Source organism: Rhodococcus sp. NPDC078407 (genome assembly GCF_044542515.1).
In the GTDB taxonomy this organism is placed as follows: Bacteria; Actinomycetota; Actinomycetes; order Mycobacteriales; family Mycobacteriaceae; genus Rhodococcoides.
This window is the reverse complement of the sequence record NZ_JBITUQ010000020.1, coordinates 77843-92178: the sequence shown is the minus strand read 5'-3', so window position 1 is coordinate 92178 and position 14336 is coordinate 77843. Positions and strand designations below refer to the sequence as shown.

General features: G+C 63.4%; 2 protein-coding genes. Both read right to left on the bottom strand.

What is annotated here, in order from left to right; all coding sequences use genetic code 11:
* Positions 1 to 218 precede the first annotated feature (218 nt).
* Positions 219 to 1877 carry an amidase gene (locus ACIGGF_RS19055; RefSeq protein WP_397522723.1) on the bottom strand — a complete coding sequence of 553 codons (1659 nt, stop codon included), beginning with the start codon at positions 1875 to 1877 and terminating at the stop codon, positions 219 to 221.
* 149 nt (positions 1878 to 2026) lie between these two features.
* Positions 2027 to 14191, bottom strand: coding sequence for an amino acid adenylation domain-containing protein (locus ACIGGF_RS19050; protein WP_397522722.1), 12165 nt, complete (start codon positions 14189 to 14191; stop codon positions 2027 to 2029).
* Between the last annotated feature and the right edge of the window lie 145 nt (positions 14192 to 14336).

Genomic DNA, 14336 nt, shown 5'->3' with positions numbered 1-14336 from the left:
CGATCGACGTGCAGGACCGGACGGCAGGAGTGCGTCTACCTCGGCCCGCCGATACGACGCTCGGTGTGGGCGCGATCGCGGGGCATGCATCTTCGGACTACAAGTATGTATCCATGATGGTATCGGGGGCACAGCCCGTATCGTTACGGGCAAAGCTGCATCGTATTCGTGGTCGGATCGCCCTGTGTGGTCCGGATCGAGGACGTCGATACCGGTTGTCATTCCCGCGTGGATATCGTGGGCAACGCATAGAACGACGGTGGATCGGACCTGGTGTTCGTGGCTTCGGGTCCTGCACCGGGTATCGAGATGGCGACCTCCGGGACAGCGCGCGGCGCTGACAGCATCTGCGGGGCTTTTCGCCAGTGTGGGGCCGATTCCTCCAATTCGAGTGCGATGTCGATGACCGTGTTCTCCTGCCACGCGAGGCCACCGATCTGAATACCGAAGGGCAAGCCCGTCTCTCGTGATCTTCCGACGGGCATGCTCACAACGGGCACGCCCGCATAGTTCGCCCAGACGACATTCGCTACCGGGGCGTCGAAGACGCTGAATCCTGCCATCTCGTTGCGCGACACGCCATCGACGACTGCCCCCGGCAGAACGATGGCATCGAGTGCGGAGTCGGAGAACATTCGGTTGTACGCCCGCTGGAAGCGAAGTCGGTCTCGCTCGATGCCGAGGTAATCCGAGACGGGACTCGCGAGCGCAAGGATATCTGCACCGACGAGGAGCGCAGTGTCGGCTTCGTACAAACCGATTCGGTCGGCGAATTGCTGATGGTACGAACCGACTTCGACCTTGTCTCCGAGAAGTAGACTCTGCGGCACCGGGGGTAAAGCGACCTCTACTATTTCGGCTCCCAACCGCCGTGCCTGGTTCAGCGCCTCCTCGAAAAGGGCAGCCAACGCTGAGGGCAGCTCACCGACAGCGTTGACCGGCAGTCCGAGACGACGCCCGGACAGCGGTGCGCTACCCCCTACTGCCGAGATCGAGTACCCGTCTCGAGGCACGGCAGGCCCGGCCGAGGTGGTGGGATCTTCGACATCGACTCCCGCCATGTAGCTGAGCAAGAAGGCTGCATCCGACACGCTTCTGGCCATCGGCCCCGTGTGGTCTCGTGTCCAGGCCAGGGGAATCACCCCGGCTACGCTGCAACGTCCCAATGTCGGCTTGATCGACGAGATCCCGCAGGCCGATGCCGGTATTCGGAGTGAACCACCGGTATCGGTCCCGGTTGCGAGTGGTGTGAAGGACGCGGCGAGGGCGGCTGCGCTGCCACCCGATGAGCCGCCCGCGGATTTGGACAGATCCCACGGGTTGCCGACCTGAGGGGTGCTGACGCCGAAGGCGAACTCGTGCGTGTGCGTGTGTCCCATCAGAACCATTCCGGCGTCTCGGAGCCTCTTCCACACACCGGAATCGCCGGCGGCGATGTTGCCTTGCAGCACGCGACTCGACGCGGTTACGGGCAATCCACTGACCGCGTACAGGTCTTTGAGACCGATCGGCACACCGCACACCAGGGGGACGCTGCCGCCCTCACGTGTGCGACCTGCCGCGGACAGACGCGACGCCGCGGCATCGGCGGCGGCGTATGCCACCTCGGGATAGATACGAATCCACGCGTTCACCGGGCCGTCCATCGCCCGGCTACGCGCGAAACATGCGTCGAGTAGCTCGCGAGGATCGAGCTTGCCCGATTGCAGAAGACTCGCAGCCTGCACAGCTCCGAGCATCGCCAGGTCGGTGGTGTCGATCGACTCGGGGGCGGGCAACGCGCGCGCAGAAGCGCGGGCGTTACCACCGATCGCGAGGCCGATACCTCCCGCGGCAGCACCGCCAAAAAACCGTCGTCGGGTGAACCTCGTTGCCATACGCGCACACTACCGGCCGGCATCGCCCAGTCCTGCCGGCCGGAGGCGTGCAGGACGCGGATCGCTGTCCGAGTAGATCTCCGATGTTCTGTTCCGCGTGAGTGCGCGCTACAGCGCTCGACCGAGCAGCTCCGTACGGCCGTTCCCCGTCATCCGACCTTTCCCCGCAGGTAGTCGTTCAGAACGGGGCCGATTTCGGCGAAGGCAGACGCAGACGCCATGTGCCAGTGGGTCGAATGCACCCCGGTCACGGTGACTTCTCCGGCCACGGCATCGGACCAGGTCGATACTCCGATGCTCCCGGAGGGATCGTCGACCACCGATGCGAAGTACGCCAATCGGCCCTCGAACAGAGGGGGCTCGTACACGTTCGCCAACTCGACAGATCGACCGATCACCTCCACTATTCGTTCGACGCGAGATCTCGACATTGTGTCGAACGGAGCCGGCATCGTACGGAGCAGATCGACCACGGACTCCACCGAGAACTCGAAATCCTCGGAATCCGAGTGCGAATCGATGCCGAGCCCTCCCAAGATTTCGCCCAACGTAACGGGATTCTCGGTCACGTGCTCGGTCTTGTTCAACACGAAGGAATCCATCATTGCCAGTGTGGCAACCTCCTCGCCCTCGTTCTGCAACTCGACTGCCATCGCGTGCGCGATGAGCCCACCCAACGACCAACCGATCAGGTGATACGGCCCGTACGGTTGTATCTCCCGGATCTTTCCCACGTAGAACGACGCCCAGGCCTGTATCGAGTTCGGAATTTCGGTTTCCGTCGAGAACGCAGGTGACTGCAGACCGTAGATCGGCCGCTCGGTGTCGATATGTGGAACGAGGCCCCCGAAAGGCCAGGCCAATCCGGCAACAGGGTGTACGCAGAACAACGGCGTGGCATCTCCGCCTGCGCGCAGGCAGATCACAGTTTCGAGGCCGGTTCCTCCCCCGGTCGTCGATGAACTCGATATCGCCGCAATTCGCGATGCGATCGCACCGACGGAAGAATCGGCGAACATCCAGGAGACCTGCGCCCGTGCACCGTCGATCGCCGCGTTCAATCCGGACACCAGTTGTACAGCGAGGAGGGAATTGCCTCCCAGCGAGAAGAAATCATCATCCAACCCGACGCGCTCGACACCGAGAACGTCTGCGAACACCGCCGCCACCGACTCCTCCACCGCTGTGGTCGGAGCACGGAATTCACGTACCTCGAACACCGGGTCCGGCAACGCCCGCCTGTCCAGTTTGCCGTTCGCGGTCAACGGCAGTTTCTCCAACACGGACACTGCATCGGGAATCATGTATCCGGTGAGAAATCCGCCGACGAACCGGAGAAGCACTGTCGTATCGGGGATGAAACCTGCACGGGGAACGACGTATGCGATCAAGCGCTCGCCGAGTCGGCCGTCCGTATGGATGTGGGCAACCGCTCGCGCCACCGACTCGTGACGCTCGAGTGCCGCCTCGATCTCGCCGAGCTCGATCCGGAAACCCCGCAACTGCACCTGCCCATCGGAACGGCCGACGTATTCCAGATCGCCCGCGGCAGTGATGCGCGCGACGTCACCGGTGCGATAGAGCCGCTCTCCCGAAGCGGCGAACGGATCGGCCACGAAGCGAACGGCATCGAGGTCCGGTCGGTTCGAATAGCCCCGAGCCAGCTGTCGCCCTGAAACGTAGATCTCTCCCGGCACTCCCACCGGAGCGGGCCTCAACCTCGGATCCAACACGTAGACACCCAATCCGGGGATCGGGTCGCCGAGTCTGCTCGATACGGACCTACGCACCGAATTCTCGTCGAGCGGCAGATGAGTGACATGCACCGTCGTCTCGGTGATGCCGTACATGTTCACCAACTCGATCTGCCGTCCGTGCCTGTCGTACCAGGGCTGCAGACGCCCAGGATCGAGGGCTTCGCCACCGAAGATGATGTAACGCAAAGACAGTTCACCTACGGCACCGTCATCGATGCGGTCCGCTTCGATCAGCTGATAGAACGCCGACGGGGTCTGGTTCAGGACCGTCACCTTCTCCCGCGCAACCAATTCGAGTGTCGCCTCGGGCGAACGGGAGGTCAAGAAATCGACCACGACAACACGCCCACCGGACAACAACGGTGCCCACAACTCCCACACCGAGAAGTCGAAGGCGAACGAATGGAACATCGTCCACACGTCGTCGCGGTCGAACCGATACAGCCCATCGGTGTTGTGCAGCAATTCCGCCACGTTGCGGTGGGAGACACGAACACCTTTGGGCATACCGGTGGATCCGGAGGTGTAGATGACGTACGCGGTGTTGTCCGCACGCAACGACGCTGGCCTCTCGGCATCGACGATCGGCGACGAATCACGCTCGGAGTCCGAGCAGTCGTCGACGAACAACACCGCCACACTCGATGCCGGGACCCGATCCTGCACCTCGGTGGTCGTCAACAAGGCCACCGGCCGTGCATCGGCAAACATGAACTCCAAGCGTTCCATCGGATAAGTGGAGTCGATCGGTAGGTAACCTGCACCGGACGTCAGCACCGCCACCAGAGCCACCACCAGGTCCGCCGATCGCGGCAGGGCGACCGCAACCAACGTCTCCGGACCGGCACCGGCAGCGATGAGCTCGCGGGCCAACCCATTGGCGCGAGCGGACAACTGGCCGTACGACATCGAGACACCGTCGAACGTCACCGCCACAGCGGCAGCATCGTAGGACACCTGCTCCTCGAAGCGCGCGACGATGTCGGTGAACTGCATATCGGGGACAGCCGGCCGTACTCGATCGGTCAGGCGAGCGCTGTCCGCAGGGTCCATGATCGCGATATCGCCGACCGCCACCGAGTCATCGCGAGACACCGACTCGAGTACCCGCACGAACATGTCCGCGAACGAACGCACCGTCGACTCGTCGAACAGGTCGGCCGCGTAGTCCACGCCCACGAGCCAGCGACCGTCGTCAGCGGCATTGTCTGCGACGGTGAACTGCAGATCGAACTTCGCAACGCCGGTTTGTGCCTCGACGGCCTCGATGTGCAGACCGGGCAACGCGATCGACGCACGCTCGTGATTCTGAAATGCCAACAACACTTGGAACAGCGGATGATGTGCAGCCGACCGCGGAGGCGAGACAGCATCGACGATCGACTCGAAAGGAACATCCGCATGCTCGAACGCGTCCAGATCCACGGCCTTGGTCGACTCGAGGTGCGTCGAAAAGGGCCGACTGGGAACGTAATCGGATCTCAACACCAACGTGTTGACGAACATCCCCACCAGATCGTCCAACGCGGCATCACCACGACCGGAAATCGGCGTCCCCACAGTGACGTCGTCCGTACCCGACAACCGAGCCAGCACCACCACCAACGCCGCGTGAGCGGCCATGAAGGTGGTGGCACCGTGCTTCCGGGCCACCTCCGCTACTCCCCCGACCACATCGGCCGGGACCTCCACTGTCAACGAACCGCCGCGATGGGAAGCCTCGGCCGGGCGCGGCCGGTCGGACGGCAACGTCAATTGCGCCCCAGCACCGGACAACGTCGAAACCCAGTAGTCGAGATGGCGGCGCATCGCCGAATCGGTGTCATCCGCCGAACCCAACGTCTTCAGCTGCCACAGCGTGTAATCGGCGTACTGCACCTCGAGCGGCTCCCACTGCGGCGCACGCCCCGCAGCGCGCGCAACATACGCAGTCATCACATCGCGGGACAACGGCCCCATCGATACTCCGTCGGCGGCGATATGGTGCGCCACTGCAGCCAGAACCGCGTGCGGTTCCTCCGTTGGCGAATCCGTGACTTCGAACAACCGAACCTTGAACGGAACCTGAACGCTGACATCGAAACCAGCAGAACAGAACTCGGCCAATTCCGCAAAAACCCTCGACGACGACACAGTGCTGACCGTGAATATCGAGGCCACATCGACCGACCCGAGGATCCGTTGGAACCCGACACCACCGACCTGCGGGTAGACCGTACGCAACACCTCATGTCTGTCGACGACATCGGCCACCGCGGCACGCAGGGCCTCCACGTCCAGCACACCAATCACCCGAAGCGCCACCGGCACGTTGTCGACACCGGACGACGAATCCAACTGATTCAAGAACCACATCCGCTGCTGAGCCAACGACAACGGAACCCGCTCCGGACGCTCCTGCACCGTCAACGGCACACGAATCTCACCCGACCCCGACAACACCCGAGCAGCCAGCCCCTCCACCGTGGAGGCCTCGAACAACATCCGCAGCGGCACAACCGAATCCAGGGCCGCACCCAATCTCGACACCACCCGAGCGGCTATCAACGAATTACCACCCAGAGCGAAGAAATCGTCGTCCAACCCGACCCGCTCGACACCGAGGACATCCGCGAACACCGACGCCACCGACTCCTCCACCGTGTTGGTCGGCGGTCGAAACTCACGCGCCTCGAACACCGGATCCGGCAACGCCTTACGGTCCAACTTGCCATTCACGTTGAGCGGCAGTGCATCGAGCACCACGAACGCCGACGGCACCATGTACGAGGGAAGCACACCACCGAGCGCAGACCGCACCACCTCGGTATCGACCGACTCCCCTGGGGCCGGCACCACATACGCAGCCAACGACTCACCCACCGGTGACGCCGACACCACGACGACCGCTCGAGAAACAGAACTCAATGCCGTCAACGCAGTCTCGATCTCCCCCAACTCGATTCGCTGACCACGAAACTTCACCTGCAGGTCGGAACGTCCGACGAACAACAGTTCCCCGTCCCGGGTACGACGGACCAGGTCACCGGTGCGATACAGACGCGACCCGTCACCAGCGAACGGATCGGCCACGAACCGCTCCGACGACAGATCCGGACGCCCCACATAGCCACGGGCCAACTGGACACCCGCCAGGTACAACTCGCCCATCACACCTACAGATACCGGGTGCAGACGAGAATCCAACACATGAAATCTCGTGTTCCACACAGGATCGCCGAGTGGCACCGTCCCACGATCACCCGCCGAAACTTGACGCGAGAGCACCTGCACCGCCGTCTCGGTCGGACCGTAGACATTGCGAACCGATGAACCACTGGCGTGCGCAAACCGCGTCGCCACCGACGCCGGCAACGCCTCACCGCCCACGACGGTCAAGCGCAACGAATCGGTCGTACCCGGCCCGATCCAGTCCAGCATCGCCTCGAGGACCGACGGCACGAACTGAACGACCGTGATCGATTCCGACTGCATCACCGACGCCAGGTAGGCAGGATCCCGATGACCATCAGGCTCGGCGACGACCAGCAACCCACCGACACGCACTATCGACAACAACTCCCACACCGAAGCATCGAACGTCGACGGCGTCTTCGCCAAGACCCTGTCCGCGCTCGTCAACTCGAACTCCGACTCCAGCCAGGCAAGCTGGTTCGCGATCGAGCGATACGACACGACAACACCTTTCGGGCGGCCGGTCGAGCCAGAAGTGAACAACACGTACGCCGCATTGTCCGGATCGAGCGCACCGCACCGTTGCTCCGGTCGAATCGGCTCCGGAGAAAAACCGCCCAGGTCGAGCTCATCGACACAGACGATGGGGATACCGAAACGCGCATCGGTACAACCGTCACCCCGGTTGGCGAGGACCATCACAGCCCCGGATCTGCCGAGGGTGTACCCCACTCTGTCAGCGGGCTGTTCCGGATCGACCGGAACGTACGCCCCACCCGACATCAAGACCGCCAACACCGCCACAACGGAATCGGCCGAGCGCTTCATAGCGATCCCCACCCGCACCTCGGGACCGACACCCTCCGAGATCAGGAACCGAGCCAACCGATTCACCCGAGCAGCAAGCTCACCGTACGACACCACGGTGTCACCGAACTTGACAGCCGCTGCGCCGGGAGTCGCGACCGCCAGAGCCGAGAACGGATCGAGAATCGGATCGTCCTCCACCCGAACTCGGTCACCGGCACCGGCACCGGCACCGGCACCGGCAGATACGGAAACATCCTCGGCACCTACGAGTTCGACGTCCCCGACGACCACGCGCCCATCCGAGGTCACCGCCTCGAGCATTCTGACCAATTGTTCACCCACCGACACCATGGTGATCTCGTCGAACAGATCCGTCGCGTAGACCAAGGAGACACTCAACCCAGTCGAATCCCCATCCTCGGAAACCAACTCGGAGAACGTGATCTGAATGTCCATCTTGGCCATCACCGCATCGAGATCCACTCCCGACACCGTCAGCCCCGGCACATCGATACTCACCTGTTCCTGATTTTGGAACGCGAACATCACCTGAACCAACGGCGGCACCCCCGGACGTCGGGGCGGGTTCAGGACTTCGACGATCCGCTCGAACGGAATTTCCGCATTCTCGAAGGCATCGATATCGGACTGCCGGACAGCAGCCAACAACTCGTCGAACCGCACCGCCGAATCGACACGGGTCCGCAGCACCAACGTGTTGACGAACATTCCGACCAGATCATCGAGCGCTGCATCGCCTCGCCCTGCAATCGGTGTTCCGACAGCGACATCCGACGATCCGGTCAGTCGGGCAAGCACAGCCGACACAGCAGCATGCAGAACCATGAAGACCGTGGCCCTGTGTTCACCGGCGACCGCAACGATTCGCTCGTACAACACTCCGCCGATCACGAAACGGTGGGAGGCACCACGACCCGACATGGCAGCAGGTCGCTGCCGATCGATCGGCAACTCCAACACACCCGCAAAGCCGTCGAGTGTTTCCTTCCAATACTGCTCCTGCCGCGACAGCAGCGAATCCGGATCATCGGCCGAACCCAACACCTTCGACTGCCACAGCGTGTAATCCGCATACTGCACCTCGAGCGGCACCCACTGCGGCACCTCACCCGCAGCACGCGCAAGGTACGCAGTCATCACATCACGCGACATCGGCCCCATCGACACACCATCGGCCGAAATGTGATGCGCCACCAACGTCAACACGTATTCGGACACCGAACCCGCCGCACCGACAACCTCGAGCAACCGAACTCGGAACGGTACCTCCACCGTCACATCGAAACCGGCAGAACAGAACTCGACCACGACATCGACCACGTCCGCAGGAGCAACCCGCTCCACCGAGAACAAAGAACCCAACTCCCCCACCCCCAACACCTGCTGATAACCAACGCCATCAGCCTGCGGATACACCGTCCGCAACACCTCGTGTCGACCCACCACATCGAGAACCGCGGCACGCACTGCCTCGACGTCCAGCACACCAGCCACCCGAAGCGCCGCCGGCACGTTGTCGACACCGGACGACGGATCCAACTGATTCAAGAACCACATCCGCTGCTGAGCCAACGACAACGGAACCCGCTCCGGACGCTCCTGCACCGTCAACGGCACACGATTCCCACCTGCCCCCGACAACACCCGAGCAGCCAACCCTTCCACCGTAGAGGCCTCGAACAACATCCGCAGCGGCACAACCGAATCCAGGGCCGCACCCAACCTCGACACCACACGCGTTGCAATCAGTGAATTACCACCCAGAGCAAAGAAATCGTCGTCCAACCCGACCCGCTCCACACCGAGGACATCCGCGAACACCGACGCCACCGACTCCTCCACCGTGTTGGTCGGCGGTCGAAAATCGCGCGCCTCGAACACCGGATCCGGCAACGCCCTACGATCGAGCTTGCCCGCGGGATTGAGTGGGAGGGCATGGAGCAACACGAACGCCGACGGCACCATGTACGAGGGAAGCACACCACCGAGCGCTGACCGCACCTCCTCGGTATCGATCGACTCCCCGGGGGTCGGCACCAGGTAGGCCGCAAGCAATTCGCCGGCGGCCGCCGGCGCAACCACGACCACGGCCTGACTGATGGGGGTGATACCGATCAGCGCGGTCTCGATCTCTCCCAATTCGATACGCTGGCCACGGAACTTGACCTGAAAGTCGGTACGCCCGATGTACTCGATTCGGCCGTCCTCCAGCATCGACCATCGCACCAGGTCGCCCGTTCGGTACATGCGAGCTCCGCCCTGCCCGAGCGGATCGGCCACGAACCGCTCGGACGTGAGGTCCGGGCGCGAAACGTACCCGCGAGCCAACTGCACGCCGGCCAGATACAGCTCACCGGGAACACCGGCAGGAACCGGGCGCAACCGCGAATCCAGCACGCGCACAACTGTGTTCCACTCCGGGACACCGATCGAGACCGAGCCGTCGCCAGTCGCTTCGACGTCGTCCGAGACATCCCGAAAGGTCACCGATACCGCCGCTTCGGTCGGGCCGTAGAGGTTGTGAACTCGCGCCCCGGTGACCGCTCGACAGGCCGCCACCGTTCGAGCAGGCAGCGCCTCACCGATGACGAATACGTGCCGCAGCGTGGATATCGACTTCGCAGAAACGGATTCTGCGAACACGGTCAACATCGACGGTACGAAATCGGTCACGGTCACTCGATGCCGAGAGATCGAGTCGGCGATGACGTCGACCTCGCGCTGCGCGCCCGGTGGGGCGATGATCAGCTGCCCACCGGTCCGCAGCGGAAGAAAGAACCCCCACAGGGACACGTCGAAGGTCGTGGCTGTCTTCTGTAGATACACGTCCGATTCATCGAGTCCGTATTCATCTGCCATCCAACGCATCTGGTTGACGATGGCCCGGTGCTCGACGGCGACACCCTTGGGTCGGCCCGTCGAGCCCGAGGTGAACAGCACGTAGGCGAGATCGTCCGGGCGGGGGCGGGTGAAATCGGCACCGACTCGCTCCGCGGGTTCCATCCGATCGATCGACAGAACCGGCACGTCGCGGCCGGACATGAAATCGTCTCGGCTGGTGGACAGTACGGCCATCGGGTCCGCAGTGGCGAGGATGTGGTCGTTTCTCTCGGACGGTTGATCCGGATCGAGAGGGACATAGGCGGCACCCGTACGCAGTACCGCATACATACCGACGAGGAGTTCGATCGACCGTCGCATTGCGAGTCCGACCAGCGCGCCCGGGCCTGCACCGTCCTCGTTCAGCCGCTCCGCGAGAACATCGATGCGAAAGGCGAACTGTGCATACGTGAGCCGCTCGTCTCCGAACACCAGGGCCACAGCGTCCGGCGTGGCGGCGACCTGACGGTCGAAACCGTCGAGCAGCAGTTCGTCACCTGGTACATGCGCGTGATGGGTGTCGTTCCACTGCTGCAGGATTCGGTATCGTTCGTTCTCCGGCAGTATCTCGTGGTCGCCGATCGGAACCTCGGGATTCTCGGTGACCGCGTCGAGCAACGCGACGAGCCGCTCCCCGAAGGAGACGACGGTGCCCGCATCGAACAGGTCGGTCGCGTAGAGCAGTTCGCCGTCGAGTCCACCCGACGACTCCGTGACCGTGACCTGTAGATCGAACTTGGCCGAGAACGCAGCGGACCCGAAGCGCGAGACCGTCAACCCGGGAAGCTCGAACGTCCCCTCGGAGAAGTTCTGGAAGAACAGAGCGACCTGCACCAGGGGGTGTCGGTTCTGCGATCGCACCGGATCGAGCACCTCGACCAGACGCTCGAAGGGCACGTCTGCGTTCTCGAACGCCTCCACGTCCGACGAGCGCACGTCCTCGAGTACCTGCGCGAAGGATCGACCGCCTTCGACTTCGGTTCGCAACACCACCGTGTTGACGAACATGCCGACGAGATCGTCCAGTTGGGCCTCACCGCGACCACCGACAGGGGCCCCGACCGCGATATCGGGAGAACCGGACAGCCGCGCCAGCAATACCGCAAGAGCGGCGTGCACCACCATGAACGGCGTCGCGTCATGGCCACGTGCGAGTTCGAGTACACGCGCATAGGTCTGGGCATCGACGGTGAACTGCGCCAGTTCGCCCCGCCCGGACGCCACGCGTGGACGTGCTCGATTCCATGGCAACTGCAGTTGCTCCGGAGCACCGGCCAACTTTTCTCTCCAGAAGCCGATCTGCCGGGAGATCAGGGAGTCGGGGTCGTCCGCGGAACCGAGCATGTCGTACTGCCACAGCGTGTAGTCGGTGTACTGCACCGCCAACGGAGTCCAGTCAGGTGCGGCCCCGGCTGTTCGAGCCGCATAGGCGATCATGACGTCCCGCGAGAGCGGAGCCATGGACAACCCGTCTGCGGAGATGTGGTGGGCGACGAAGGCCAGAACGAACTCCGGCTCCGTGCCGACCGGATCGGTGATCTCGAAAAGAGTCACGCGGAACGGGATCTCGGTCGTGACGTCGAAACCCCGCGTCAGGAATTCCCCAACTGAGTCGATCGTAGAGTCCCGTGCCGTCTCGGCCGACTCCACGGTGACCTGGACCTCGGACGGGTCGAGGACCTGTTGGAATCCTGTCCCGTCGAGTTCCGGATAGACTGTACGGAGCGACTCGTGCCGAACGATCACGTCGGCGATCGCGGCGCGTAACGCGTCGACGTCGAGGGCACCCGTCAGCGCGAGGGCAACGGGCACATTGTTCATCGCCGACGCAGTGTCGAACTGGTTGAGGAACCACATGCGCTGCTGCGCGGGAGAGAGCGGAATGTGCTGCGGGCGTGGCCTCGAAGAATCCAGAACCGTCAGGGCGTCGGCCTCGGTGGTGTCGATCGCCGCGGCCAAGGACTCGACGGTTGCGTTGTCGAACAGCGCCCGCGGTCGTACTCGACGCCCGAGGGCTGTGCCGATGCGCGCGGCGGCCTGCGTCGCAAGAAGCGAGTTGCCACCCAGCGAGAAGAACTCGTCGTTCGACCCCACCTCGTCCACACCGAGCAAGTCGGCGAAGATCTCGGCCACGGTGATCTCGGTCGGAGTTGTCGGAGCGCTGAACTCGCGCATCGCAAACACCGGTTCCGGTAGCGCACTTCGATCGAGTTTGCCCGCCGGTGTCAGTGGAATCGACTCGAGTATCGTCAGCGTCGTCGGCACCATGTGCGCAGGCAAGTACCTTTTGGCTGCCTCCAGAACCTCATCGACGTCGAGATCCACTCCCGTGTTCGGCAGGACGTAGCCGACCAGTTCGGTTGCACCGGAATCGCGTCGGTACCCGACGGTCACGGCGAAATCGACGCCATCCACGGCCGCGAGGACTGCGTCGATCTCCCCGAGTTCGATTCGAAAGCCGCGAAGCTGAATCTGGGCGTCGTTGCGTCCGACGTACTCCACTGCGAGTCCGCTCTCGCCCTGTCGCCACCGAACCAGGTCACCGGTTCGGTACATCCGCGAGTGCGCCGCATCTCCCTCTGCTGCAAAGGGATTGGCCACGAACCGTTGCGCGGTGAGCCCCGTGCGCTCGAGATAGCCCCGGGCCAGTCCCGCCCCACTCATGTACAACTCCCCCACCACACCCACTGGAACCGGCCGGAGTCGATCGTCGAGCACGTGGCTGGCCATGCTCTGTGTGGGCGAGCCGATGTCGACCGCTCCGCCGGAGACGAGCGGGGCAGACAGGCTGCAGATCACGGTCGTTTCGGTGGGACCGTAGGCGTTGTGGAACTGACGACCGCGGGCCCACCGTCCCATCAGCTCCGCGGTGAAGGTCTCCCCTCCGACGGCGAGCGCGCGAAGTTCGGGAAGGTCTCCGGAATCCATGGTCGTCAGCGCGGCAGGCGTGATGATCGCATGCGTGACCCGATGCTTCGCCATGATCTCGGCCAATTCCGTGCCGCCGTAGACGCTGGACGGAACGATCACCATCATCGACCCGTTCACGATGGTGATCAGCAGTTCCAACACGGAGGCGTCGAAACTGGGTGAGGCGAAATGCATTGTGCGAAAGTCACCGGACGTCTCGAACGTGTCGGCGACGGTGGCGGCAAGTGGGGCGAGTCCGGCGTGCGTGACCGCGACCCCTTTCGGCCTTCCGGTCGACCCGGACGTGTAGATCACATACGCCAGATTCGCGGGCACCGGCTGTGCCAGACGATCCTGCGGGGCAATTGGCTCTGCGGACAACTGCTCGAGTTGCCTCTGCTCGTCGGTCCCGTCCACCGCAATCCACAACACTCCGTCGGGCAACTCGGCCACTCGGTCGGACGTCGTCAGTCCCCATCGAACACCGGAGTCTGTCACCATGTGCTCGATCCGCCCGGGCGGATAACGTAGATCGATCGGCAAGAAGGCCCCGCCGGACTTCGCTATCGCCCATACCGAGGCCACCGACTCGATGGATCGGTCGAGCGCGATCGCCACCAGGTGGTCCGGTCCGACGCCGTGAGAGATCAACAGCCGAGCCAACTTCGACGACTGCGCGTCCAGTTCTTCGTAAGTAACCGACGTTTCGCCGAAAACGAGCGCGGTACCCGTCGGATTCTTCTCGACCGCTGCCGAGAGCAACGCCGACAGGGTAGGAACCCGCGCGCGTCGGCTACGGCCCGGTTTCGGACGCTTGATACGTCCATTCGGTCGCTTTGCCTTACCGGACGCACTACTCCCCGACCACTCCGAACTCACTGAACACTCCTCATCGGCGGCGCCCCAA

Bases quoted from the DNA above. Each gene is read 5' to 3' on its own strand.
- ACIGGF_RS19055 (WP_397522723.1), bottom strand. From the start codon at position 1,877: ATGGCAACGAGGTTCACCCGACGACGGTTTTTTGGCGGTGCTGCCGCG.